The following is a 24305-nucleotide window of genomic DNA, read 5'->3' on the forward strand; positions in this document are numbered from 1 at the left end:
TTCAACCTAATTCCGCGATGACGCAGATCAGTTCAACTGCATCTCAAAAATCAGGCGTTCAGCGGCGCAGGAGAACACCAGGCGCGCTTGCAGGGTGCCGGTTTCCTGTTGCCATTGAGCATCGGTCTGCACATCGGCGAAGCGGGCTTTGGCGGCCGCTTCCAGTTTCTCAAACTCGGCCCGGGCATCCGCTTCGCTGGCTGCGGTGATCGGCAGGCTCAGTACGGTATCCTCTTCGGAGATCACTGCGCCAACATCCATATAGGCACCACAACATTCGGTGATGAGATCTTGAGTCTTGGACTCCATGGAAACCTCTACATTAATGGGAGAACCGCCCAAGTATAGGCAGTGAGGCGGGTTCAGCCTGTCGAACCGATCACAGTCTCGGGGATTTTATTGAGGCAGGGCGGCGAAAGCGGTGAGAAAAAGATCAGGCCACGGCACGCAGTGCCGCGCTTTGAAGACGCTGTTCAGCGATCAGGTCGGCCAACGCCATCTGCGCCGGGAACACCCGCAGCTTTTGCGCCAGAGAGTCGGGCTGGCGGGAGACGGGTTCAGCATTGGCCAGCGCTTCGCTCATACCGTGGCAGTGTTCACCGCGGATGTCGAGTGGCTCCGGGGTGATGCATTGCTGCAGTCGTGACTGAACCAGGCCGCCCTGGTGGAACGCCTGAGCGCACGCTTCGCTGCGGTGGATGTCGGGAAACCGGCTGATGGTCGGCTGAGGCTCGGGCAGCTCAAAGCGCTGACGCAATGGCAGCGGTTCGCCCTGCTCGGTTTTCTCCAGCTGAAAGCTGCCGTGATAACGGACGTCCTGCACCATCATCGACAGCAACAGGCCGAACTCACCCCGGTGGCCCTGATGGACCGCCTGGTTGAGCGCACTGCCAAGTTGCCACTCGTTGATTAAAATGCCTTCAGGCCGCATACAAAACATCCAAAAATCATCGCTACAGATTGTTTATCGCCCCAACAGTTCAAAACTTTAGGGAAGATTTGCGTTTAGGGCTTTACAGGCAAAATCCTGCTGTTACTATACGCCCCGCACTTGTGGAGGGGTTCCCGAGTGGCCAAAGGGATCAGACTGTAAATCTGACGGCTCCGCCTTCGTAGGTTCGAATCCTACCCCCTCCACCATCTTGCCGCTTGCGGTTTCAGCCCTTGAAAAACGCAAGCAAAACAAAACGTGTTACCCCGTGGAGGGGTTCCCGAGTGGCCAAAGGGATCAGACTGTAAATCTGACGGCTCCGCCTTCGTAGGTTCGAATCCTACCCCCTCCACCATCTATTCCGCTTGTGGCTTCAGCCCTTGAAGCACGCAGGCAAGACAATTTGTGTTACCCCGTGGAGGGGTTCCCGAGTGGCCAAAGGGATCAGACTGTAAATCTGACGGCTCCGCCTTCGTAGGTTCGAATCCTACCCCCTCCACCATATTCAACGCCTGTGGCATCAGCCCTTGATGAACGCAAGCGAGACAAAACGTGTTACCCCGTGGAGGGGTTCCCGAGTGGCCAAAGGGATCAGACTGTAAATCTGACGGCTCCGCCTTCGTAGGTTCGAATCCTACCCCCTCCACCATCTTCTACAATTTGCGTTACCCCCGGAGGGGTTCCCGAGTGGCCAAAGGGATCAGACTGTAAATCTGACGGCTCCGCCTTCGTAGGTTCGAATCCTACCCCCTCCACCAACACCGAAAACGCCGCCCTCTGGGCGGCGTTTTTGTTTTCCTGCGCTGAACAATCGGTTACCGCCATCTCTCAACACGACAGGTAGCGCCGATCCTGCCGAACCGACGCCTCAAACCTGTTACGGCTCCCGACGCAGCGGCTTCAACAGGTAGCTCAAACCGTTGTGCTTGATCTCCAGCGCCAGCGCCAGCTTTGGCCCCAGTGGCGGTGCCGGCCACCCTTTTCCCTGCATCCACACCAGATAGGCGATGGGCAGATCCATCAGGCGGCGCCCGGCATATTTGCCGTAGGGCATTGTGTCATTAGCAAGCTGGCTTAACAGCTGTGGGTCCATTGCGATACCATGCGGCGAACGTAAACGAGCATTATACGGGATTTCTATGCCGCGCAATTGGGTTAACTGGGCCATCGCCCAGATCGAAGCGGATTTTCAGCGCAGCGCTGACACGCACCTGATCAAACTGGACCTGCCGCACCTGGTGGACATCGACATCTATCTGAAAGATGAGAGTACCCACCCCACCGGCAGTCTGAAGCATCGTCTGGCGCGCTCGCTGTTCCTGTATAGCCTGTGTAATGGCTGGATCCGTGAAGGGGCGCCGATCATCGAGTCCTCCTCTGGTTCTACCGCCATCTCCGAGGCCTACTTTGCCCGCCTGTTGGGCCTGCCCTTTATCGCCGTGATCCCCAAGTCCACCGCACAGAAAAAGATCGACCAGATCGAGTTCTATGGCGGTCGCTGTCACCTGGTGGAACCGGCGGACATCTACACCGAATCCGCCCGCCTGGCCGAAGAGCTGAATGGCCACTACATGGACCAGTTCACCTACGCCGAGCGTGCTACCGACTGGCGCGGCAACAACAACATCGCCGATTCCATCTTCCGCCAGATGAAGCATGAACGCTTCCCCGTGCCCAGCCACATCGTAATGAGCCCGGGCACCGGCGGTACCTCCGCCACCATTGGCCGCTACCTGCGCTACCAGAAAGTGGACACCCGCCTGTGTGTGGTAGACCCGGATAACTCGGTGTTCTATGACTACTTCCACAGCCTCGACAAGAGCCTGACCAGCAACGCCTGCTCCCGCATTGAAGGGATTGGCCGTCCGCGGGTCGAGCCCTCCTTTATTCCCGGTGTGGTGGATGAGATGCGCCAGATCCCGGACGCTGCCTCCATTGCCACCGTACTGTGGCTGGAACAGTTGATTGGCCGCAAAACCGGCGCCAGCACCGGCACCAACCTTTATGGCGTGCTGCAACTGGCCGACGAGATGCGCCGCAAGGGCGAGCGCGGTTCCATCGTGACCCTACTGTGCGACTCCGGTGAACGCTACCTCGACAGCTACTACAACCCACAATGGGTGGCCGAAAAGATTGGCGACGTGGCCCCCTACCTGGCCCAACTGGAACGCTTCTCCGCCACTGGCGAATTGGAGGCTTTATGAGCGACAAACGCATTGCCGTCGTGGTATTCAGCGGCGGCCAGGACTCCACCACCTGCCTGGTGCAGGCCCTGACCCACTACGACGAAGTGCACGCCATCACCTTCGATTACGGCCAGCGCCATGCGCAGGAGATCGAAGTAGCCAAAACCCTGGCCACGGAGCTGGGGGTTAAGGCCCACAAAGTGATGGACGTCAGCCTGCTGGGTGAACTGGCCATCAGCGCTCTGACCCGCGATAACATCGCCGTGGCCAACGAACTGATGGACAACGGCCTGCCCAACACCTTTGTGCCCGGCCGCAATATCCTGTTCCTGACCCTGGCCGGGATCTACGCCTATCAGGTGGGCGCACAGACCGTGATCACCGGGGTGTGTGAAACCGATTTTTCCGGCTACCCGGATTGCCGCAATGAGTTTGTTCAGGCACTGGAGAAGGCACTGGTACTGGGAATGGACCGCCCGCTGACCCTGGCCACGCCACTGATGTGGCTGGACAAGGCCCAAACCTGGGCCCTGGCGGACCACTACGGTACGTTGGAGCTGGTACGGGACCGCACCCTGACCTGCTATAACGGCGTGCTCGGTGCCGGCTGCGGCACCTGTCCGGCCTGCCAGTTGCGCGCCCGCGGACTGGAACAGTACCTGGCCAACCGTGACACCATTCTGGACGACGTCCGTGGCCAGTGTGGCCTCGACTAAGGCGTTCGGCCTGCCCAAGCCCGGCCAGTTGGCCGGGCCTTTGCTTTTGTCACTCCTGGCACTGTTGTGCTGGGCGCTGCCCAGCCTCTACGACACGCTGGTGTGGTCCCGCAACGGGTTAGAACAGGGTCAGTGGTGGCGCCTGTGGACCGGGCACCTGCTGCACTCCAACACCGCGCACCTCTTAATGAACCTCGGTGGCCTCTGGCTGATCTTCGCCCTGCATCAGCCCCACTACCGCTGGCGCAGCATTGCCAGCGTCAGCCTGTGCATCATGGCGATGGTCAGCCTGGGGATCTGGTGGTGGGTGCCGGAAACCGCCCGCTATGTCGGCCTGAGCGCGCTCCTGCATGGTTTGTTTGCCTGGGGCGCGATGATGGACATCCAGCGCGGCTGGCGCAGCGGTTATCTGCTGTTGATTGGGGTGTTTGCCAAGGTCGGCTGGGAGAACTACTTCGGCGCCAGTGCCGAGGTGGCCGCACTGATCGACGCCCAGGTGGCGGTGGAATCCCACGCCCTGGGCGCCCTCAGCGGGGTGTTGTGCGCGTTGGCCTGCCGGGCTTACCAGCGAGTGCGATAGCTGCCGCTGCCCTCGCCGCTGCGGAAGCTCTCTGCCATCAACTTCATCGCCTGCTCATGGTCGCCATTCAGCGCGGCCTGATACTGTTGGTCCAACAGCACCTGCTGGTGGATCTCACCCGCCGCAGTGGGAAAATCCTGAATCAGAACGTTGATGTCCACTTCAGCAGCCGGCTCGCCGGTCGGCGGTGGGGTATTGGCGCTGCGATAATAGGCCAGACCCGGCCCCAACACTTCGCTGCTGCGGTGCACTTCCGTGCGTAACTCACCCCGGACTCCGGGCTCAAGTTGGGCTACTTGTGGCATCGGCATCTGCTGATATGCCACGACCAGTGCCGCCCCCAGGGCGGCCAGTGCAATCAGATTTCGACCCTTAACCATACTCCCCTCCCCCCCAATTCACTCACGTCGGGGCTTTAGGTAAGTATGGTTCACTCAGGGCATCATGAGACCACGAGTTGCTCGCGCAGGGCGGTAATCTCGTCCCGCAGCGCCGCCGCTTTTTCAAACTCCAGATTGCGGGCGTGCTCGTACATGGTTTTTTCCAGCTCAGCGATGGACTTAGCCAGCTTGGCCGGATCCACCGGCTGGTAGGTCGGTTTGGTTTCCGCCACCTTGCGCTCACCGGGACGGCGCTTCCCACCCACATCCATCACGTCGGTGATCTTCTTCACCAGCCCCTTCGGTACGATGCCATGCTCAGCGTTATACGCCTCCTGCTTGGCACGACGGCGCTGGGTTTCACCGATGGCACGCTCCATCGAGCCGGTGATGCGATCAGCGTAGAGAATCGCTTTACCGTTAACGTTACGGGCGGCACGGCCCATGGTCTGGATCAGGGAGCGGTCGGAGCGCAGGAAGCCCTCTTTGTCGGCATCGAGAATCGCCACCAGAGACACCTCCGGCATATCGAGCCCCTCCCGCAACAGGTTGATCCCCACCAGCACGTCGAACTCGCCCAAGCGCAAATCACGGATGATCTCCATCCGCTCGACGGTGTCGACATCGGAGTGGAGGTAACGCACCCGGACGTCGTGGTCCTCCAGGTACTCGGTCAGGTCTTCCGCCATCCGTTTGGTCAGAGTGGTCACCAGTACCCGCTCATTCTTATCGGCACGAATGCGGATCTCAGACAGCAGGTCATCCACCTGGGTGGCCACCGGGCGCACCTCAATTTCCGGATCGAGCAAACCGGTGGGACGCACCACCTGCTCCACCACATCGCCGGCGGACTTATCCAGCTCATACTTGGCCGGAGTCGCTGAGACAAACACGGTCTGCGGCGCAATCGCCTCAAACTCTTCAAACTTCAGGGGCCGGTTGTCCATGGCCGACGGCAGCCGGAAACCGTACTCCACCAGCGTCTCTTTACGGCTGCGGTCGCCTTTGTACATGGCGCCCAGCTGCGGCACGGTAACGTGGGATTCATCGATGATCAGCAGGCCATCGTCCGGCAGGTAATCCAGCAGGGTCGGCGGCGGCTCGCCCGGTGCGCGGCCGGACAGGTAGCGGGAGTAGTTCTCAATCCCGGAGCAGTAACCCAGCTCCAGCATCATCTCCACATCAAACTGAGTCCGCTCCTTGATGCGCTGCGCCTCAATCAGCTTGTTGTTGTCCAGCAGCTGTTGATGCCGGACTTTCAGCTCCGCCTTGATCTTATCAATGGCGCCGATAATGGTTTCCCGCGGCGTCACGTAGTGGGTTTTGGGGTACACGGTGTAACGCGCCACTTCGCGGCTCTGCGCCCCGGTCAGCGGGTCAAACAGGGTGATGCGTTCGATCTCTTCATCAAACAGTTCAATCCGCACCGCCTCCTTCTCCGAGTCCGCCGGGAAGATGTCGATCACCTCGCCCCGCACCCGGAAGGTGCCGCGCTCAAACGCCATGTCGTTGCGACTGTACTGCAACTCCGCCAGTCGCTTGAGAATATCGCGCTGGTTCATGATGTCGCCCTGGCGCAGATGCAGCAGCATCGCCATATACGCCTTGGGGTCGCCCAGACCATAGATGGCGGACACCGACGCCACCAACACCACATCGCGCCGCTCCATCAGTGCCTTGGTTGCGGACAGACGCATCTGCTCGATATGGGCGTTGATGGACGCGTCCTTCTCGATAAAGGTGTCGGTGGAGGGGACGTAGGCTTCCGGCTGGTAGTAGTCGTAGTAGGAGACGAAGTACTCCACCGAGTTCTCGGGGAAAAACTCCTTCATCTCGCCATAGAGCTGCGCCGCCAGGGTTTTGTTGTGGGCCAGGATGATGGTGGGTCGATTCAGTTCCGCCACCACATTGGCCATGGTGAAGGTTTTACCGGAACCGGTTACCCCCAGCAGGGTCTGGTGGGCCAGACCGGCGTCCAGTCCGTCCAGCAGCTTGGCGATGGCGCCGGGTTGATCGCCGGCAGGTTGAAACTGGGAATGCAGCTTAAAGGGTCGACTCACGGACAGCCTCGGCAGAATTATCGCGGTTACAGCACAGGTGATACCAAACCCAGCGCCACGCGATCAGGCCAGTGATGACATTCGCCACCGCCGCGCCCACGAAAACGCCGGTCAATCCCGCGAGTTTACCACCGATGTACGCCAACGGCAGGTACATCACAAACAACCGCACCACCGACAAGCCGAGCGCCGACATCGGACGATGCAACGCATTAAAGCTGGAGTTGGACAGGATGATCACGCCCTGCGCCCCATAAGAGAGCGGCATAATGCTGACCAGCAGCGCAATGGTGGCGGCCACCTGCGCATCCTGCCCGAACGCCTGGCCGATCCAGTTGGCACTGACCAGCAGCACCAGATAGACCACGCCCTGGAACAGCAGGACAAACTTAATCACCTTGCTGTAGAGCAGTCGCACCCGGTCCATATGACCGGCAGCAGCATTTTGGCTAATCAAAGGCGGCAGGCTCATCGACAGGGTCAGCACCACCAGCGTGGTCAGGGACTCCAGTCGGGTACCCACCCCGAAGGCCGCCACAGCTGCTTCACCGTACCCGGCCATCAGCGCAGTCATCAGCCCCATGGCCAGCGGCGTGAGCATATTGGAACCGGCGGCCGGTAACGCGATGGCCAGAATCTCACGGTAGCCCTGCAGCCGTTCCGGCCACTCCCGGAACCAGCCCACCGCCCGCATCCGAAACACCAGCATGTAGACAATCACCGCGCTGGACACCAGGTTGGCACAGACGGTTGCCAGCGCCGCCCCTTTCAGCCCCAGCGCCGGCACCGGCCCCCAGCCAAAGATAAACAACGGGTCCAGCGCCGCATTCACAAAGGCGCTGCCTGCCATCACCAGGCTGGGCAGGCGGGTATTGCCATTGGCGCGCATCACCGCGTTGCCAATCATCGGGAAGGTGATAAACATCACCCCAAGCAACCAGACGCTCATAAACTCGTTGATCAGCGTCAGCGAGTCGCCCTCTGCCCCAAGCGCCCGAAACAGCCAATCGTGGCCCAGCCATACCGGCAACGCCAGAAACAGCATCAGAGCAGCAGACAGCGCCAACGCCGAGCCGCCCAGCGCCCGCGCCCTCTCCTGCTTGCCCTTTCCCTGCGCCGTGGCCACCGCGGCACTGGTGCCGATACCAAGACCAATCACCACACTGAACAGGGTAAAGGTCACGGGGAAGGTGAAAGAGAAGGCCGCCAACTCCTTGGTGCCCAGCAAGCTGACGAAGTACGCGTCGACAAAGTTGAAAGTCATCAACAGCACCATGGCCATCAGCAAGGGCCAGGTCATACGACGCAGATGGGCAATAACATCGCCCTCAGTCAACTGATGGACTTGGATTCGGGACACGGATTCTCCGGCAGCAGGAATGTAAACGCGGGTGATTGGATAACAACCAAAACTAATACACAACCCTGGCTTCACAAAAAGTCGTAAAATTACAGAGTGGGGAACGGGCTACAGCCCTTGCAAAGAAAATGCGCTAAGTGTCTGTTTATTAAGCAAGGACAGATTATGCACAATCTCTGCTCACATCGCTGAAAACCTTGATTTGACGGGGCCTGACACCTTCATTCACGACTTCATTAACACAGTTATCCACAAAATCAGTGGATAACACCGATAAAGCCAGAGCCGATCTGGCTTGGCAAAAGTCAACCCCTTTTTCTCATCCGACCTGAGACAACAAGAAAACGAACGTCATTCGTAAGCCACTGACTGTCCCGAGTTTATTGCAGCGCGCCAAACCCCGAGCCGGTGACAAAATCGCTGCAAATCGCTGAGGAATTAGGCCCATTGTGCATAGGGTAGCCAAACGCACCTGGCTGGCGGCAATTTTTAGGAACGGCTGTTGACTCCCTATGGTGGGGTCATTAATATGCGCTCCGTCTTCGAGACGATGATGTTCCCCCTTAGTTCAGTCGGTAGAACGGCGGACTGTTAATCCGTATGTCGCTGGTTCAAGTCCAGCAGGGGGAGCCACTTTCCTGAGGCGTCAGACAAAACACGCAGACAATCTGTTCCCCCTTAGTTCAGTCGGTAGAACGGCGGACTGTTAATCCGTATGTCGCTGGTTCAAGTCCAGCAGGGGGAGCCACGTTTCCTGAGGCGTCAGACAAAACACGCAGACAACCTGTTCCCCCTTAGTTCAGTCGGTAGAACGGCGGACTGTTAATCCGTATGTCGCTGGTTCAAGTCCAGCAGGGGGAGCCACCTTCGAAAAGCCTCGCATCAGCGGGGCTTTTTCGTCTCTGTCGGTAGAACGGCGGACTGGCTCTGTCAGAATCAGCGTATGTCGCTGCCGCAACGTAGCGTGGGCCTTGGCCCACGGGTACTCGAAAGTCCATCGACACCAACGACCCCTGCCCTTTGAAACATCCCCGCACGAGAAACTTTCGATGCAACAGTCTCGCTCTGTCAGAATCAGCGTATGTCGCTGCCCCAACGTAGCGTGGGCCTTGGCCCACGGATACTCGACATGCCATCGACGCCATCTCACCGGGGTGGGAAGTGCCACCTGTCCGCTGACCTAAGCCCCCTCCCCTGCGCCACGGCATCGCGCTTTCGCTCCGGCCGTCACCCTCCACGCGCCTTACGGCGGCGCTGCGCCAAATCCACTCCCCGTCGTTTTGTTCACCGCAGAGCCGCTGACATTGACGGAAACCCCGATGCCCACAGCGTTATCGTGTCATTGCAGAAACCGCGGTTATCCCACATCAGGTGCCTCTACTGACTCTACCCCCTTGCGAGTGTAACGGTGACGATCTAGGATCGGCCCTTGGCGCAGGGATCGCAGCGAAACGCTCAGGTGGTATACACTCAAAAGCGCCAGATAATCCGCCGGTTAGCGGATGAACACTTACGCTGTATCTGGGTAGGGCAATAAACGATAAGGAGATCGTTGTCTTATGTTGGGGACTCGCACCACCATCATCAGCCTGGCAAGCTTGTATCTGGCCGCCGCGGCCACATTCGCCCTGCTAAGCAGTCAACAGATCCACTCGGCCATCAGCGCCGACCATGCCACCATGAGCGATACGCTCAACCGGGCGGTCGCCAACGGCGAACCGAGCAACCAACTGTTCGATACGCTGAAACAACAGGTGCCACTGCGGTACGGGTTTGTGCGAAACCGGGCGGACGCCACTCAGGCGGTGTATGGCCAGTATCAGGAGCCCACGCACCCATTGGCCCCGCTGTTGACGCTCTACCCCAATGAACTGGTCGCAGAAACCCGCTATCAGGACTGGGACTACCGGGTACAACTGGATGGCAATCATTACCTGAAAGCCGCCGAGCCCGCCTTGTTCCAACCCCTGATCATTATCAGTGTGGTCTTTGTCATCACCCTGATGCTGGTGATTTGGCGCTCCGTAGCAACCGGCCGCAAATTGCGCACTCTGCGCAGTGCCATCGAACGCTTGCCCACCTTTGAATTTCCCAGCCAACTGGACCGCATTTCCGGCCGCCTTGGCCCTTTAGTCCGGGCCCTGAAAACCAGTGCGACCGAATTGAAGCAGCAGGTGGCCAAAGCCCAGCGCAGCCACGACTTACAGCACCCCGTGCTGGACCCGGTCACCGGGCTGAAAACCCGCGCGCTGTTTAACGAAGAGATGGAACGCCCCAGCGGCGTCGATGCCCTGGCCGGCCATCTGATTCTGCTGCGGGCAGGCGCCCTAGCCGAGCTAAACGAGCGACTGGGCCACAGCGGTGGTGATCGCTACCTGGCCGAGGTCGCGGTACTGCTCAAGCAATCCACCCTTCAATACCACAGCAGCGAGGTCTACCGCTATGGCGCAACCGACTTCCTGATGAAGCTGCCACGGCTCGATTCCGATGGCTGCAAAAACCTGATGAAGACCCTGACGCTGCAACTGGCTGACCTGGCCAAGCACCAGGAGGTGGACAATGCCGGTGCGGTCGGCGCCATCGCCTATCAACAGGGTGACCGTATCAGTCGCCTGCTGACCAACCTCGATACCGCCGTCAGCATGGCGGAATCCCAGGGCGCCCACGAGCACTACCTGATGGAGAGTTCACTGGCGGATCTGGGACTGGACTCCGAGCGCTGGCAGGGGGTGATTGAGGACGTGATTGAGCACGGCCGCCTGCACTTTATCCATCAGAAGATCCGCCCTACCCGGGAAGAGGATCGCCTCTACACCGAGATGCTGGTGCGTTTCCAGAATACCGATGACCACCCGCTTCCCACCGAACCCACCTTCGGCATGGCCGCCCGTTATGGTCTGGCGGTGGAACTGGATAAGTTGGTGATCACCCGCCTGCTGCGCGAGCTGGACTACGAGCAGAACAGCAAAGAAACCTACGGCATCAACCTGGCCAATCACTCTTTCAGTGATCCCAGCTTTATGTCCTGGCTGGAGCATCGCCTGCAGGATCAGCCCCAACTGGCCAACCGTCTGGTGTTTGAGATCAGCGAACGCAGCATTCAACACAACGCCACCCAGGCCACCCACTGCATCGAACGCCTGCACCGACTGGGCGCGCGTATCTGCATCGATCACTTCGGCACCGCCCTGACCTCATTCCGCTTCTTCCAGATGCTGAAGCCGGACTACATCAAGCTGGAACCGGAGTTAACCCGGGACATTGAGAAGAACGCCAACAATCGTTTCTTTATCAAGATGCTGCTGGATATCGCCGTCCGCCTTGAGGTAAAGGTCATTGCCACCCACGTTGAACGGTCCGACGAAAAGGTGGCGCTGGAGGAGTTGCGGGTGCATGGCTTGCAGGGCCACCACATCGCCCTGCCCAAACCGCTGCATCATATCCGCGCGTAAACCGGCCCCCGGCAACACGCCGGGGCGCCCATTCTCTGAGCAATAGCGCAGTAACCCTGCTTGCTGTCAGTTGTTTCGATGGCCGTATTTACCGATAATGTCGGACTACTTTTCAACGCGACCGCATTGTCATGACCGAATACCTGTTGTTGCTGGTTGGCACCGTACTGGTCAACAACTTCGTGCTGGTGAAGTTTCTCGGCCTGTGTCCTTTTATGGGGGTCTCCAGCAAATTGGAGTCCGCCATTGGCATGTCGATGGCTACCGCCTTCGTTCTGACCCTGGCCTCCACCTGCAGCTACCTGGTTCACCAGTACCTGCTGGTACCGCTGGAGTTGACCTATCTCCGAACCCTCAGCTTTATTCTGGTGATCGCTGTAGTGGTGCAGTTCACCGAGATGGTGGTGCGCAAAACCAGCGCCTCACTGCATCGGGTACTGGGCATCTACCTCCCCCTGATCACCACCAACTGTGCGGTACTGGGCGTGGCGCTGCTTAACATCAATGAGCAGCACGACTTTATCAGCTCCGTGCTTTATGGCTTTGGCGCCGCTGCCGGCTTTGCCCTGGTGCTGATTTTGTTCTCCGCCATGCGGGAACGCCTCGCCGCCGCCGATGTGCCCGTGCCATTCAAAGGGGCATCCATCGCCATGATCACCGCAGGTCTGATGTCGCTGGCCTTTATGGGCTTTACCGGACTGGTTAAGTAATCGATGAGCAGTATTGTTTTTGCCATTTTGGCCCTGGCGGGCCTGGCGCTGATATTCGGCGTTTTGCTGGGTTATGCCGCCATCCGCTTCAAGGTCGAAGGCGACCCTATGGTCGAACAGATCGAACAGGCATTGCCGCAAACCCAGTGTGGCCAGTGTGGCTTCCCCGGTTGCCGCCCCTACGCTGAGGCCATCGCCAAAGGCGAAGCCCCCATCAACCGGTGTCCGCCCGGTGGCGAAGCGACGGTACAGAAGCTGGCCGATATGCTCGGCGTAGAGCCTGAGCCGCTGGATGCCGACGCCGACAGCCGCCCCAAGGTGGCCTATATCCGCGAAGCCGAGTGCATCGGCTGTACCAAGTGCATCCAGGCCTGCCCGGTTGATGCCATCATCGGCACCGGCAAACAGATGCATACGGTACTGGCTGACCAGTGCACCGGATGTGACCTGTGTGTGGAACCGTGCCCGGTGGACTGCATCGAGATGCGTCCCATCGCCACCACCACACAGAACTGGAAATGGGATCTCGAAAGCATCCCGGTCCGTATGGTGCAGTAAGGAGCGGTCAGTGCAGACTTTGCTAGAACAGATCGATCAAGGCCAACAATGGACCTTTCCCGGCGGCATCCACCCGCCGGAGCGCAAATCCCTTTCCAATGGCAGCGCCATCGCCGAACTGCCGTTGCCGGAGCGTTTTTGGGTGCCGCTGCGCCAGCACATTGGCCAGCCGGGCAGTCTGCTGGTGGCCACTGGCGACACCGTCCTCAAAGGCCAGGCGTTGACCCGCGCCCAGCTGCCGATGGCGGTGCCGGTTCACGCCCCCACCTCCGGCACCGTCGGCCGCATTGAGCCCCGCGTCATTGCACACCCCTCCGGACTGCCGGAGATGTGCATCGAGATCATCGCCGATGGTGAGGACCACTGGCGTCCGCGGGAAACCCGGGTCAACGTGGAAGGGCTTGAGCGAGACGCCATCCTCGGCCGCATCCGCGATGCCGGCATTGCCGGCCTCGGTGGTGCCACCTTCCCGGCGGCCATCAAACTGAGCACCGATAAGCCGGTGCAATTTCTGATCATCAACGGCGCCGAGTGTGAGCCCTACATCACCTCCGACGACCGCCTGATGCAGGACGAGGCGGAAGCGATCCTCAGCGGCATCGACATTCTCGACCACCTGATCCAGCCGGAACGCATCCTGATCGCCATCGAGGACAACAAACCCGAGGCCATCACTGCCATCCGCAACGCGCTGATGGCCAGCCATCGCGATCCCCAGCGCTATCTGCTGCGGGTGATCCCGACCAAGTACCCCTCCGGCAGCGAAAAACAGCTGGTGCAGATCGTGACCGGCCTGGAGATCCCCAAAGGCCAGCTGCCCGCTGACAAAGGCATCCTGATGCACAACGTCGGCACCTGCTACGCCATTAAGCGTGCCGTGCTGGACGATGAGCCGCTGATCCAGCGGGTCGTCACCGTCACCGGTGAACAAGCGGGCAAACCGGGTAACTACTGGGTTCGCCTCGGTACCGACGTGCAGTGGCTGCTGGAACAAACCCAAAGCAACCCCCTGCCCGGCCAGCCGCTGATTATGGGCGGCCCGATGATGGGCTTTGCCCTGCCCCGCACCGATGTGGCCGTGGTGAAAGCGACCAACTGCCTGCTGCTGCCCAGCCTGCAGGAGCTGCCCCCCTCGCCCCCCGCCCGCAACTGCATCCGCTGTGGTGAGTGTGCCCAGGTGTGCCCACAGAGCCTGCTGCCTCAGCAGCTGTACTGGCACAGCCAGGCAGCGGAGTACGACAAGGCTGCCCAGCTGAACCTGTCTGACTGCATCGAGTGTGGCGCCTGCGCCTTTGTCTGCCCGTCCGACATCCCGCTGGTGCACCACTACCGCATTGCCAAGGCAGAACTGCGCGATGCCGCGCAGAAAGCGACCAAGGCGGAAGAAGCCAAACTGCGCTTCGACGCCCGCCAGGCGCGTCTGGAGAAAGAGAAAGCGGAACGCGAGTCTCGCCATAAGAGCGCGGCCAAAGCCGCTCCGGCCGCCCCGAGTGCCGGTGTAGAAGCCGCCCTCGCCCGCATTAAGGCCAAACAGGCTGGCGCGCAAGAGAGCACCGACATGGCTGAGCTGCGCCGCCAGCGCAAAGAGCAAGCCCGCGCGGCCAAAGCCGCCCGGGAGCAAGCCCCTGCCGCCGGTGATGACCGCCAGGCCGCTGTAGCGGCTGCCGTCGCCCGTGCCAAAGCCAAGCAGGCCGCCGAAGCAACAGGCAGCGAGGCTGCTGAGCCGGCCCCGGCTGCCGCCGACGATAAGCGCAAAGCCGCCGTCGCCGCCGCGATTGCCAGGGCCAAAGCCAAGCAGGCCGGTGAGGCAGGCAGTGATGCCGCAGAATCTGCCCCGGCCGCCGCCGACGATAAGCGTAAAGCCGCCGTCGCCGCCGCCATCGCTAAGGCCAAAGCCAAGCAGGCCGGTGAAGCAGGCAGTGATGCCGCAGAACCTGCCCCGGCCACCGCTGACGATAAGCGCAAAGCCGCCGTGGCCGCCGCCATCGCCAAGGCCAAAGCCAAACAGGCCGCCGAAGCCAAAGGCAGTGATGCCGCAGAACCTGCCCCGGCCACCGCTGACGATAAGCGCAAAGCCGCCGTGGCCGCCGCCATCGCCAAGGCCAAAGCCAAACAGGCCGCCGAAGCCAAAGGCAGCGAAACGTCTGAGCCGGCCCCAGCTGCCGCTGACGATAAGCGCAAAGCCGCCGTAGCGGCCGCCATCGCCAAGGCCAAAGCCAAACAGGCCGCCGAAGCCAAAGGCAGCGAAACGTCTGAGCCGGCCCCAGCTGCCGCTGACGATAAGCGCAAAGCCGCCGTAGCGGCCGCCATCGCCAAGGCCAAAGCCAAACAGGCCGCCGAAGCGAACGGCAGCGAGGCTGCTGAGCCGGCCCCGGCTGCCGCTGACGATAAGCGCAAAGCCGCCGTGGCTGCCGCCATCGCCAAGGCCAAAGCCAAACAAGCCGCCGAAGCCAAAGGCAGCGATACTGCAGAGCCGGCCCCGGCTGCCGCTGACGATAAGCGCAAAGCCGCCGTGGCTGCCGCCATCGCCCAGGCCAAAGCCAAACAGGCCGCCGCAGCGAACGGCAGCGAGGCTGCTGAGCCGGCCCCGGCGCCAAAGTCCGCCGAACAGAACAGCGAAAGCGACCCGCGTAAAGCGGCCATCGCCCGGGCCATTGCCAAGGCAAAGGCCAAGCAACAACAGAATCCGGATCAGTAAGAGAGGACACTGATGGCGTTTAAAATGGCCTCTTCCCCCCATATTCAGGGGCGTATGCCAACCCATCGCGTAATGCAGTGGGTGGCGTTGTGCACCCTGCCGGGCATCGTGGCCCAATGGTGGTTTTTCGGCTGGGGCAACCTGGTCCAGATCGCTCTGGCGGTCACCACCGCTCTGGTCGCGGAGGCAGTATGCGTAAAAGCCCGCGGGCGCAACGTTCGTGTTGCTCTGTCGGACTGTACCGCTCTGGTCACGGGCCTGCTGCTGGGCATCTGCCTGCCGCCGCTGGCCCCCTGGTACGTCAGTGTACTGGGCGCGGTGTTTGCCATCGTGCTGGTCAAACAGCTGTACGGCGGCATCGGCCAAAACCTGTTCAACCCGGCGATGGGCGCTTACGTGGCGCTGCTGATCTCCTTCCCGCTGCAGATGACCCAATGGCTGCCGCCACAATCCCTGGCGGCCACCACCCTCGGCCCCATCGACACCCTGGTGATGGTGCTGAACGGCGAAGTGGCTGGCCATACCGTCGCCAGCCTGCGGCTGGGCATCGACGGCGCCACCATGGCGACCCCACTGGACACCCTGAAAACCGACCTGACCCTCGGCCTGACTGCCGGTGAGAGCCTGACCAAGCCAGTGTTCAGCAGCTTAGCCGGTGTGGGCTGGGAGTGGGTGAACCTGGCGTTCCTGCTGGGCGGTCTGGTGATGCTCAAGCTCAAGGTGATCCGTTGGCATATCCCGGTGGCGATGATTGCCACCCTGGGTCTGTGCGCGCTGATTGGCCAGATCCTGCACCCGGATGGCACCGGCGGCGTCACCCTGCACCTGCTCAGTGGAGCCACCCTGTTTGGCGCGTTCTTTATCGCCACCGACCCGGTTACCGCTGCCACCAGCAACCGTGGCCGTCTGGTGTTCGGCGCGCTGATTGGCCTGCTGGTTTACCTCATTCGCACCTTCGGCGGCTATCCCGATGCCGTCGCCTTCGCCGTCATGCTGGCCAACATGAGCGTGCCTTTGATCGACTACTACACCCGACCGCGCACCTACGGTCACGGAGGCTCACGATGATCCCGTCGATGAAGAAAAACGGCCTGCTGCTGGCCCTGTTCGGGATCGCCTGTGCCGGTGTGGTCGCCCTGACCTACGAAGGCACCAAAGACCAGATTGCCGAGCAGCAGAAGCGGCAGCTGCTCAACACCCTGCATCAGATCATCCCGGCAGACCGTTACGACAACGAGCTGCACAACGAATGCCTGCTGCTGACCAGCCCTCAATATCTGGGCAGCAAGGAGCCGCAACCGGCGTTTCTGGCCACCAAGAACGGTGAGCCAACCGCCATTGCCATCGAGACCACCGCACCGGACGGGTACAGTGGCGACATCGATCTGATTGTCGGCATCGACTGGAGCGGTGAAGTGCTGGGAGTGCGTACCCTCAGCCATCAGGAAACCCCGGGACTGGGAGACCTGATCGAGCTGCGTCGCTCCGACTGGGTGCTCTCCTTTAACGGACGTCGTATGGACGATGAGAAAGACCCCCGCTGGGCAGTAAAACGCGACGGCGGTGACTTCGACCAGTTCACCGGTGCCACCATCACCCCGCGGGCCTACGTGGGCGCGGTGAAGAACGCGCTCAACTACTTCAACCGCAACCGGGAGGCGCTGTTGCAGGCGCCCCGCTGTGGAGGCGACTCATGAGTCAGTTTCGCGAAATCGCCTGGCAAGGGCTGTGGAAAAACAACCCCGGCATCGTACAGCTGCTGGGTCTGTGCCCGCTGTTGGCGGTCACCAACACCCTGACCAACGCCATGGGACTGGGCCTCGCCACTCTGGTGGTGCTGGTCAGCTCCAATGTGTTGGTGTCCCTGTTGCGCAAAGGGATCCCCAACGAGATCCGCATTCCGGTGTACGTGATGATCATCGCGGCCCTGGTGACCTGCGTACAGCTGCTGGTGAACGCCTACGCCTACGGCCTCTACCTGTCATTGGGGATCTTCCTGCCGCTGATCGTCACCAACTGCGTGATCATCGGCCGTGCCGAAGCCTTCGCCTCCAAGAATCCGGTGGGCGCTGCGGCGCTGGATGGCCTGATGATGGGGACCGGCTTTATGCTGGTGCTGATGATTCTGGGCGGCACCCGCGAGCTGATTGGCCAGGGCACGCTGTTTGATGGTGCGGACCAGTTGCTGGGCGACTGGGCCTCGGTACTGCGCATTCAGGTGATGCATCTGGACAGCCCCTTCCTGCTGGCGCTGCTGCCACCGGGCGCCTTCATCGCCATGGGCTTGCTGATCGCCCTGAAAAACGTGCTCAATGAGAAACTGGAAGCGCGGATAAAACCCGCCGATAAGGCCGTAGAAAAAGTAGAACGGGTGCGCGTCACCCAGTAACCGAACACCGTTGAGGGAACATGAATAAGGACAAACGCCGCCTGATCCTGGAGCGACTGCGCGCCAACAACCCCAAGCCGGAAACCGAGCTGGAGTTCAGCAACCCTTACGAGTTGCTGGTGGCGGTAGCGTTGTCCGCCCAGGCCACCGACGTCTCCGTCAATAAGGCGACCCGCAAGCTGTTCCCGGTGGCCAACACCCCGCAAGCGATGCTGGACCTCGGTGCCGAAGGCGTGAAGTCCTACATCAAGACCATCGGCCTGTATAACACCAAAGCGGAGAACGTGATTAAAGCGGCCCGCATTCTGGTGGAACAGCACGGCGGCGAGGTGCCTGAAGACCGCGCCGCGCTGGAGAAGCTGCCCGGTGTGGGCCGCAAAACCGCCAATGTGGTGCTGAACACCGCGTTTGGCTGGCCCACCATTGCGGTGGATACCCACATCTTCCGGGTGTCCAACCGCACCAAGTTTGCCCCGGGCAAAAACGTCGATGAGGTCGAGCAGAAGCTGCTGAAGGTGGTGCCTGCGGAGTTTAAGGTGGACGTGCATCACTGGTTGATCCTGCATGGCCGCTACACCTGCCTGGCCCGCAAACCCCGCTGCGGTTCCTGCCTGATCGAAGACCTGTGCGAATTCAAAGACAAGGTCTATCCCGACGAATAACCATGGTTGCTGGCAAGGAGGCCCACCATGCAACAAACCACCCTCACCCTGACGCTGCTCAGTGAGCGCTATACCCTGCACCAACTGCCGCCGGACACGCCGATTGCGCCACATTGGCTGAGCGGCGGCCAGCTTTTGAGCCTGACCGTCACCGACGACGAACTGTCGCTGCTGCTGCCGGAATCCGTCGTCATCGACAGCCCTCGTCAGGAGGGCCCATGGCGGGCCTTTAAGGTGGTGGGGCCGCTGGACTTCGCTCTGGTCGGCATTATGGCCCGGTTAAGCACCACACTGGCCAACGCCGGCATCTCGCTGTTTGCCCTCTCCACCTTCGACACCGACTACCTGCTGGTCAAAGCCGACCGCTGTGGTGACGCCGCCAGCGCCCTGCGCCAGTCAGGCCATCAGGTCGATCTGGCCTGAACCGACGCCCCTGTCATTTGGCTCCGCTTGATCGGATAAGGGCGGTTTAGGACCTGTCTGCGTCCGGTTTCTCTGTGATGCCGGGTGAAACTCAAGCGGTTTACTCCCGACACGTTAAGCCGAAACCCAAAAAATACCGGGCCCGAAGCCGGTACCCGGCGATTTATTCACCCGATCTGGGCCGATAAGACGGTCAAAAGGGGCACCTCGCCGTGCCCCAGGACACCATCCGCAATGAATCGTTATTCGGTTTTTGTCGCGTTTTCCGCTTCCCCGACCTGCAACAGCAAGCCCCGATAACTGCAGTGTCCATTCGCGCCGCGGCCGAATTGCGTCTCGTCGCCCACCGTCAGCACCGCACCAAAGCGTCGGGACGCCACTGTCGCGTACCCCAATGCCTGCTGCTGACTGCTTCGGCATAGTTCATCAACCAGTTGACGGAAGTCGCCGCTCTCCAGCGCCAACGTCCGCACCAGCGGATCCTGCTGCTCATCGTGGTGTTCACTGATCGGGGTCTTCAGCGCCACCGTCAGTCGGTTGTCCTGCCAGCGGGCCTGATCACCGGGCTGCAGATAGTGGCTGAATCCGCTGCGGTTCTCCCACACCCAGACTCCGGCCGCACCGACCACCTCCCAGTCCGGGCCGGTCACCACCAGTGCGGTGTTTTCATCAACACCGACAGCCAGCGGCGTTTCGGTGTGTCTGGCCAGTTTGGCCAGTCGCAGCTGCCGACCTCGCTCCGAAAAGTGGGTATCGGTTAAGCCAGCGGAGAACAACCCCAACCCGCCCCGAACGTCATAGGTCAGGCTGTCCCCATACAAACCATCACACCGGGCAGAGCCGTCACAATCCCGCTCCGGCGGGGCTTTGGCGAAGGGGCCATCGGTCAATGCCCGCGCATTACTGCCGTTGGAGATCATCACCCCGCTGCCCTGAACGGCGGTGCCCGCGCTGGTGCCGCCCACCACCAACTCCCCCTTGGCAAAACGGCGTTTGATCAGCGCCAGCTCCGCGCTGTCCTGACCATCGGGCAAGCGCAGGGCCTGCCAGCTGAGCCATTGGTCGCCGCCATTGATAAACAGCGCATCGGCCTGCTCCAGCAAGGTAAGGCCACGCTCTGGCTGCAAACACAGCTGCTGCTGTTGCGCCGCCAGACGGGGGTACACCCGAGCCCGATCGGCGTTGCCCTGCACCTCCTGTCGATAGCGTTCCAGTTGCGAACACTGATGGTTGTGGCGGGCCAACTGCACGCTGGCGTCCAGCGGCAGCCAGGTCACCTGAGCGCCGGAACTGGCAAAGAGCTCAAGGTAAAAATCGTGGGCTTCAAATGGGTCCCGTGCGCTGCTGGTCATCACCACAATGGTGGGCGACCCCTCACCGCCCCGGTGAGCGCCGGCACGCGCCGCCAGCTCAGTGAAACGCGCCACCAATTCCGGTGTGTGGGAATCACGGTTGGCCTCCAGCCAGACTCGCTCTTTAAGGCGCTGACCATCCCGCCCCACCTGGGGCGCTTCAAGTCGGTCGATCAACAGAAACCACTGGCGGTCGGACAAGGATTGATACCAATCTTCCCCTTCCGGGCGTTCCCGAAGAGCGTCGGTGAAATCCGCTTTCGATACCGGGTCTGAGCCCAGCGCTTGCGCCAACGCCTTTAACTGCGCCTCAGCCTGCCGCGCCTGCTGCGCACCGGGCCAGACCTCAGGCGCACTGGCGCGGGTGATGGCATCGGCGCTCAACATCACTTTCAGCGTGGTTTTCGCCTGCCTCAGTGCCAGCGGATCCAAGCCGCTGCGCTCGCATGCCCTGACGTTCTGACTGGCACAACTCTGCATGCCGCCCCCCACCAAAAACAGCGTTTCACTGGCCTCAGAAAACGGGGTGTAAGCGAGGGACAATGCCGACGCCAACAGCGCAAGCGGTTTTGCATACCTATTCATTTTTGTTATCCAGCACAATCAGGGATGATGGGTTCTATTACTAGGCGGTAACACGCCCTTGACACTTCGGTCAATATTGCAGTAATTGTTTAAATCATCCGGGTCCTCAGTTGACTCAGGGTACCCATCCCAATGGAAGGAAGACAGGACGTCATGCTCAAAAACGCCGCGTCACTGTCAAACTACTTCTTCGAGAGTTTCTACCTCAGCGAGTGGTTTGACGAATAACACCAGACTGGCACGTCGATAACACCGAATCCGAACGATTCGGTGCGTTGGCTTGTCCGTTTGGGGTGTCAAACGCCACCTCCAAACCAGCCTCATTCTGACCAGACCCGATCCCTGTGAGCGGTGGGTTCTGACGAATTCCGTACACGGAACACCAAGGAAGACATAATGAAAAATCCGTTGCTGATGCTGGCGGCTGCTGGCTTTGTACTCTCGCCTGTGGCCCAGGTTTTTGCTGCCGAAGCATCCCAAGTTGAAGAGGTGGAGCGCATTCAGGTGACCGGTTCCCGCATCAAGGGCATCGACATGGAGGGAGCCCAACCCCTGGTCACCATTGACGCGGACGACATCAAGAGCTCATCGGCCAACTCGGTGTCCGAATTGCTGCGTGAAGTGAGCCAGACCCGTGGCGGCACCGGCACGTTCTCCACCTCCGCCTCCGGTGCCCTGTCCGGCAGCTCACCGGCAGGCCAGGCAGCGGGTTCACTGCGCGGGCTGGGGGCCTCATCCACCCTCACCCTGATCAACGGGCGCCGGGTCTCGGTCAGCTCCTTCGCGTTTGGCTCCGAGAACTTCGTCGACATCAACGCGATTCCGCTGGCGGCCATTGAGCGCATCGAAATCCTGCCAACCGGCGCGTCAGCGCTGTACGGCGCCGACGCCGTTGCCGGGGTGATCAACTACATCCTGAAAACCGACTATCAGGGGTTGGAGCTGAACCTCAGCTACGGGGACTCGGAAGCGAGCTCCGATGACAGTAAGAAGAATTTCAACCTGGTGTGGGGCAAGAGCTTTGAAAACAGCAACCTGACCCTGTTCGCCGACTACTACGACCGCAACGCCACCTACCTGCGTGACCGGGAACAAACCGCCGAGAGCTTCTTCCCCAGCAAACAGCATGCGTGGGCCAGCTACAACACTCTGTTCTTCGATCTGGCCAAGGACAAAGTCGACCCCAACTGCCCCGACGACATCCGCTTCGATGATCGGGATGACGCCCACCCTGCGGAACGTTTCTATGAGTACTGCGCTTACAACAGCAATCAGTACCGCCCCTATGAACCGGCCTTTGAGCAGTGGGGCGCCGGCGCCACGTTCAACATGGATTTCGACAACGGTACCCAGTGGTTTAATGAGTTGATGTTCTCCCAGACCCAGGGACAGGGAGAGTCCACCTCGGCGCCGTTGAACGGCATTGAGGTGCCTTTCTTCGACCCCCGGGACCCGGACAGCCTGCACCCTTCGCTGACCAACCCGGACGGCACACTCAATCCGATTGGGCAAGCCTTTGTGGACTTCTATGAGGCGGAATTCGGAGAGATCATCGACGACAGTTTCCAGATCTATGGCCGCCTGCCGGACACCCGACTGGTGGAGAATGAAACCCGCTCCTGGCGCTTTGTCACCGGCTTGCGTGGCGACTGGGGTGAGTGGGCCTGGGAAACCGCGCTGTCCGCATCACGCAGCGAATCTGAACAGCTGGGCAGCGCAGGCATTGCCAGCCGCAGCAAGCTGGAAGCGGCACTCAATGGCGCCCTTTGCAGCGATGGCAGCATCTGCGAACCGGGGGAAGGCTTCCTGATCAGCCCCTACGACGCCTGGGCCGCCCGTGGCGATGGCGTCAATGACCCTGCCGCCTGGGATTTGATCTACGAACCGGTGCCGCGCAATGGCAAATCCAGCCTCTACAGCGCGGATTTCAGCCTGACCGGTGATCTGTTTGAATGGCGCGGCGGCACCATCTCCGCCGCGTTTGGCGGCGAAGTGCGCCGAGAGGAGCTCGAAGACATCCCGTCAGAGCTCGCCGAGGGCACCTTTGAAAATGGCTTCCAGCCGGAAGTCATTCGCTTTGGTTCGACCCGGGTGGAAGCGGACCGCACCACCTGGGCGCTGTTCGGTGAACTGCAGGTGCCTCTGGCAGAGGGGCTGGATATGCAACTGGCCGGTCGTTACGACCACTACAGTGACTTTGACGGTGTCTTCAACCCTCAGGTGGGCTTGCGCTACCAGCCGTTCGACAGCTTGATCCTGCGGGGATCCTGGGCCTCCTCATTCCGGGCGCCGTCCCTCGCCCAGGTGGGTGCCGATGTGAAGCTTTCGAGCGCCGTGGTTGAGTGCAAGCCGGAGCTGGCCATGGGTTACGCCGACTGCGATGGCGCCAGTGATTTCTCCATCGACACCATCGAGTTTGGCAACGACAGCCTGGAAGCTGAAGAGGCGGATTCGTATAACCTTGGCCTGGCCTACAGCCCCACTGATGACATCACCCTGACCCTGGACTACTGGAACATTGAGCACGAACAGCTGGTCAGCGTGGACCCGGAGTTCACCCTGCTACAGGCGCTCAGCAACCCGGAGTTGCTGCACTGCGACTCGGTACCGGCCAGCAACCCGCAAGGGGTGCCGGTGCGCTGTGATGAAAACGGGGTTCCCCTGTCACCTCTGGTGGTGGATGGCGATGTGCACCTGCAGTTGCAAAATCTGGGGACGCAGAAAACCGACGGCATCGACCTGACCTACCGCCACTACTTCAGCGGGCTCGGCATCGACTGGACCTTGCTGGCCGACGTCACCCACGTGCTCTCCTTTAAACGCCAGAAGAGCGCCAGCGTCGGTGAGGAGGAGCTGGCCGGCACCTACCAGTACCCCGAAACGCTTGCTACCACCACGCTTCGGTTCGATCGGGACCAGTGGTTTGGCTCCGTCACCGCACTCTATACCAGCGGGTACGAGGACAATGATCTGGACGCGCTGAGCGACTTCGATCTGGCGCGCCTTGGCATCACCGCTGACCGCGAAGTGCCCTCCTGGACCAAGGTCAACCTGCAACTGGGCTACGACGTTGGCGACCACCAAACCCTGCGCCTCACCGTCGAAAACCTGTTCGACCGGGAAGCCCCCGTCGTCTACGGCAGCAGCCAGAACATCGACGTCTACAACCACGACATCCTCGGTCGCTACTACCGCGCCAGCTACACCTATCGCTTCTGAGTCCGGTCGGCCCCGCTTTGGCGGGGCCACCTGACTCCGTCATT

At 60.9% G+C, this 24305-nt stretch carries 20 protein-coding genes and 8 tRNA genes; 21 read left to right on the forward strand and 7 right to left on the reverse strand.

Annotation, left to right across the window (positions count from 1 at the left end; all coding sequences use genetic code 11):
* Nucleotides 1-27: 27 nt before the first annotated feature.
* Together FBAL_RS11290 and FBAL_RS19620 are read right to left on the reverse strand one after the other, a co-directional pair.
* Nucleotides 28-309 carry a YfcZ/YiiS family protein gene (locus tag FBAL_RS11290; protein WP_013345734.1) on the reverse strand — a complete coding sequence of 94 codons (282 nt, stop codon included), beginning with the start codon at nucleotides 307-309 and terminating at the stop codon, nucleotides 28-30.
* Between the two features lie 124 nt (nucleotides 310-433).
* Entirely contained in the window at nucleotides 434-931 is a 498-nt protein-coding gene (locus tag FBAL_RS19620) for a VC2046/SO_2500 family protein (protein ID WP_013345735.1), read from the reverse strand.
* Nucleotides 932-1055: 124 nt separating this feature from the next.
* On the opposite strand from FBAL_RS19620, the gene FBAL_RS11300 reads away from it, so the two are divergent.
* The 5 genes from FBAL_RS11300 to FBAL_RS11320 all read left to right on the forward strand — a co-directional run bounded on the left by FBAL_RS11300 (nucleotide 1056) and on the right by FBAL_RS11320 (nucleotide 1689).
* Nucleotides 1056-1140 (forward strand) — tRNA-Tyr (locus tag FBAL_RS11300).
* A gap of 61 nt (nucleotides 1141-1201) precedes the next feature.
* Nucleotides 1202-1286: transfer RNA gene (locus FBAL_RS11305), tRNA-Tyr, on the forward strand.
* 62 nt (nucleotides 1287-1348) lie between these two features.
* A tRNA-Tyr gene (locus FBAL_RS11310) sits at nucleotides 1349-1433 on the forward strand.
* A gap of 62 nt (nucleotides 1434-1495) precedes the next feature.
* Nucleotides 1496-1580 (forward strand) — tRNA-Tyr (locus tag FBAL_RS11315).
* Nucleotides 1581-1604: 24 nt separating this feature from the next.
* Nucleotides 1605-1689, forward strand: a tRNA-Tyr gene (locus tag FBAL_RS11320).
* A gap of 119 nt (nucleotides 1690-1808) precedes the next feature.
* Here the strand turns inward: FBAL_RS11320 and FBAL_RS11325 are convergent.
* Nucleotides 1809-2024, reverse strand: coding sequence for a DUF3820 family protein (locus FBAL_RS11325; protein WP_013345736.1), 216 nt, complete (start codon nucleotides 2022-2024; stop codon nucleotides 1809-1811).
* A 46-nt stretch (nucleotides 2025-2070) separates the two neighbouring features.
* Here FBAL_RS11325 and FBAL_RS11330 point away from each other — a divergent pair, with 46 nt between their 5' ends.
* Genes FBAL_RS11330 through rrtA form a run of 3 tightly spaced genes read left to right on the forward strand, consistent with a single transcriptional unit; the run spans nucleotide 2071 to nucleotide 4413 of the window.
* On the forward strand, nucleotides 2071-3135 hold the full coding sequence (locus FBAL_RS11330) for a PLP-dependent cysteine synthase family protein (protein ID WP_013345737.1): 1065 nt from the start codon (nucleotides 2071-2073) through the stop codon (nucleotides 3133-3135).
* Entirely contained in the window at nucleotides 3132-3833 is a 702-nt protein-coding gene (queC, locus tag FBAL_RS11335; RefSeq protein ID WP_013345738.1) for a 7-cyano-7-deazaguanine synthase QueC, read from the forward strand. The genes FBAL_RS11330 and queC overlap by 4 nt, the downstream gene beginning before the upstream one ends.
* On the forward strand, nucleotides 3811-4413 hold the full coding sequence (gene rrtA, locus FBAL_RS11340; protein ID WP_013345739.1) for a rhombosortase: 603 nt from the start codon (nucleotides 3811-3813) through the stop codon (nucleotides 4411-4413). The genes queC and rrtA overlap by 23 nt, the downstream gene beginning before the upstream one ends.
* On the opposite strand, the gene FBAL_RS11345 is transcribed toward rrtA, so the two are convergent.
* From FBAL_RS11345 to FBAL_RS11355, 3 genes are all read right to left on the reverse strand, one after another.
* Entirely contained in the window at nucleotides 4395-4793 is a 399-nt protein-coding gene (locus tag FBAL_RS11345) for a hypothetical protein (protein WP_013345740.1), read from the reverse strand. The genes rrtA and FBAL_RS11345 overlap by 19 nt on opposite strands.
* Nucleotides 4794-4855: 62 nt before the next feature.
* The gene (gene uvrB, locus FBAL_RS11350) at nucleotides 4856-6853 is read right to left on the reverse strand and encodes an excinuclease ABC subunit UvrB (protein WP_013345741.1); all 1998 of its coding nucleotides are present in this window, start codon (nucleotides 6851-6853) and stop codon (nucleotides 4856-4858) included.
* Entirely contained in the window at nucleotides 6837-8213 is a 1377-nt protein-coding gene (locus tag FBAL_RS11355) for an MATE family efflux transporter (RefSeq protein ID WP_013345742.1), read from the reverse strand. The genes uvrB and FBAL_RS11355 overlap by 17 nt, the downstream gene beginning before the upstream one ends.
* Before the next feature lie 557 nt (nucleotides 8214-8770).
* On the opposite strand from FBAL_RS11355, the gene FBAL_RS11360 reads away from it, so the two are divergent.
* From FBAL_RS11360 to FBAL_RS11415, 12 genes are all read left to right on the forward strand, one after another.
* Nucleotides 8771-8846 (forward strand) — tRNA-Asn (locus FBAL_RS11360).
* A gap of 39 nt (nucleotides 8847-8885) precedes the next feature.
* Nucleotides 8886-8961: transfer RNA gene (locus FBAL_RS11365), tRNA-Asn, on the forward strand.
* 40 nt (nucleotides 8962-9001) lie between these two features.
* Nucleotides 9002-9077, forward strand: a tRNA-Asn gene (locus FBAL_RS11370).
* A 695-nt stretch (nucleotides 9078-9772) separates the two neighbouring features.
* A complete protein-coding gene (locus tag FBAL_RS11375; RefSeq protein ID WP_013345743.1) occupies nucleotides 9773-11665 on the forward strand; it encodes an EAL domain-containing protein in 1893 nt (630 codons plus the stop codon).
* 131 nt (nucleotides 11666-11796) lie between these two features.
* Nucleotides 11797-12375: an electron transport complex subunit RsxA gene (gene rsxA / locus FBAL_RS11380; protein ID WP_013345744.1), complete on the forward strand. Its 579-nt coding sequence runs from the start codon at nucleotides 11797-11799 to the stop codon at nucleotides 12373-12375.
* A gap of 3 nt (nucleotides 12376-12378) precedes the next feature.
* Nucleotides 12379-12933, forward strand: coding sequence for an electron transport complex subunit RsxB (rsxB, locus tag FBAL_RS11385; protein ID WP_013345745.1), 555 nt, complete (start codon nucleotides 12379-12381; stop codon nucleotides 12931-12933).
* A gap of 10 nt (nucleotides 12934-12943) precedes the next feature.
* Complete coding sequence (gene rsxC / locus FBAL_RS11390) at nucleotides 12944-15631, forward strand: electron transport complex subunit RsxC (RefSeq protein ID WP_013345746.1); 2688 nt, start codon at nucleotides 12944-12946, stop codon at nucleotides 15629-15631.
* Between the two features lie 12 nt (nucleotides 15632-15643).
* Complete coding sequence (gene rsxD / locus FBAL_RS11395; protein ID WP_013345747.1) at nucleotides 15644-16699, forward strand: electron transport complex subunit RsxD; 1056 nt, start codon at nucleotides 15644-15646, stop codon at nucleotides 16697-16699.
* Nucleotides 16696-17328 carry an electron transport complex subunit RsxG gene (rsxG, locus tag FBAL_RS11400; protein WP_013345748.1) on the forward strand — a complete coding sequence of 211 codons (633 nt, stop codon included), beginning with the start codon at nucleotides 16696-16698 and terminating at the stop codon, nucleotides 17326-17328. The genes rsxD and rsxG overlap by 4 nt, the downstream gene beginning before the upstream one ends.
* Nucleotides 17325-18020, forward strand: a complete 696-nt coding sequence (locus FBAL_RS11405) for an electron transport complex subunit E (RefSeq protein WP_013345749.1) — start codon at nucleotides 17325-17327, stop codon at nucleotides 18018-18020. The genes rsxG and FBAL_RS11405 overlap by 4 nt, the downstream gene beginning before the upstream one ends.
* Nucleotides 18021-18040: 20 nt before the next feature.
* Nucleotides 18041-18682 carry an endonuclease III gene (nth, locus tag FBAL_RS11410; protein WP_013345750.1) on the forward strand — a complete coding sequence of 214 codons (642 nt, stop codon included), beginning with the start codon at nucleotides 18041-18043 and terminating at the stop codon, nucleotides 18680-18682.
* 27 nt (nucleotides 18683-18709) lie between these two features.
* Entirely contained in the window at nucleotides 18710-19105 is a 396-nt protein-coding gene (locus FBAL_RS11415; protein WP_013345751.1) for an ACT domain-containing protein, read from the forward strand.
* Nucleotides 19106-19347: 242 nt separating this feature from the next.
* Here FBAL_RS11415 and FBAL_RS19625 read toward each other — a convergent pair whose 3' ends face one another.
* A complete protein-coding gene (locus FBAL_RS19625) occupies nucleotides 19348-21042 on the reverse strand; it encodes a cyanophycinase (protein ID WP_013345752.1) in 1695 nt (564 codons plus the stop codon).
* A 396-nt stretch (nucleotides 21043-21438) separates the two neighbouring features.
* Between FBAL_RS19625 and FBAL_RS11425 the strand changes: the two genes are divergently transcribed.
* Nucleotides 21439-24261 (forward strand): TonB-dependent receptor, encoded by a 2823-nt coding sequence (locus FBAL_RS11425; protein ID WP_013345754.1) that lies wholly within the window; start codon nucleotides 21439-21441, stop codon nucleotides 24259-24261.
* Nucleotides 24262-24305 lie beyond the last annotated feature (44 nt).

Source organism: Ferrimonas balearica DSM 9799 (assembly GCF_000148645.1).
Taxonomy (GTDB): Bacteria; Pseudomonadota; Gammaproteobacteria; order Enterobacterales; family Shewanellaceae; genus Ferrimonas; species Ferrimonas balearica.

What these genes read in the sequence shown, in the direction of transcription:
- FBAL_RS11290 (WP_013345734.1), bottom strand. Translation starts at nt 309, where the DNA reads ATGGAGTCCAAGACTCAAGATCTCATCACCGAATGTTGTGGTGCCTAT.
- FBAL_RS11415 (WP_013345751.1), top strand. Translation starts at nt 18,710, where the DNA reads ATGCAACAAACCACCCTCACCCTGACGCTGCTCAGTGAGCGCTATACC.
- nth (WP_013345750.1), top strand. Translation starts at nt 18,041, where the DNA reads ATGAATAAGGACAAACGCCGCCTGATCCTGGAGCGACTGCGCGCCAAC.
- FBAL_RS11375 (WP_013345743.1), top strand. Translation starts at nt 9,773, where the DNA reads ATGTTGGGGACTCGCACCACCATCATCAGCCTGGCAAGCTTGTATCTG.
- rsxD (WP_013345747.1), top strand. Translation starts at nt 15,644, where the DNA reads ATGGCGTTTAAAATGGCCTCTTCCCCCCATATTCAGGGGCGTATGCCA.
- FBAL_RS11325 (WP_013345736.1), bottom strand. Translation starts at nt 2,024, where the DNA reads ATGGACCCACAGCTGTTAAGCCAGCTTGCTAATGACACAATGCCCTAC.
- rsxG (WP_013345748.1), top strand. Translation starts at nt 16,696, where the DNA reads ATGATCCCGTCGATGAAGAAAAACGGCCTGCTGCTGGCCCTGTTCGGG.
- rsxB (WP_013345745.1), top strand. Translation starts at nt 12,379, where the DNA reads ATGAGCAGTATTGTTTTTGCCATTTTGGCCCTGGCGGGCCTGGCGCTG.
- FBAL_RS19625 (WP_013345752.1), bottom strand. Translation starts at nt 21,042, where the DNA reads ATGAATAGGTATGCAAAACCGCTTGCGCTGTTGGCGTCGGCATTGTCC.
- FBAL_RS11330 (WP_013345737.1), top strand. Translation starts at nt 2,071, where the DNA reads ATGCCGCGCAATTGGGTTAACTGGGCCATCGCCCAGATCGAAGCGGAT.
- FBAL_RS19620 (WP_013345735.1), bottom strand. Translation starts at nt 931, where the DNA reads ATGCGGCCTGAAGGCATTTTAATCAACGAGTGGCAACTTGGCAGTGCG.
- queC (WP_013345738.1), top strand. Translation starts at nt 3,132, where the DNA reads ATGAGCGACAAACGCATTGCCGTCGTGGTATTCAGCGGCGGCCAGGAC.
- rsxA (WP_013345744.1), top strand. Translation starts at nt 11,797, where the DNA reads ATGACCGAATACCTGTTGTTGCTGGTTGGCACCGTACTGGTCAACAAC.
- FBAL_RS11425 (WP_013345754.1), top strand. Translation starts at nt 21,439, where the DNA reads ATGAAAAATCCGTTGCTGATGCTGGCGGCTGCTGGCTTTGTACTCTCG.
- FBAL_RS11345 (WP_013345740.1), bottom strand. Translation starts at nt 4,793, where the DNA reads ATGGTTAAGGGTCGAAATCTGATTGCACTGGCCGCCCTGGGGGCGGCA.
- FBAL_RS11405 (WP_013345749.1), top strand. Translation starts at nt 17,325, where the DNA reads ATGAGTCAGTTTCGCGAAATCGCCTGGCAAGGGCTGTGGAAAAACAAC.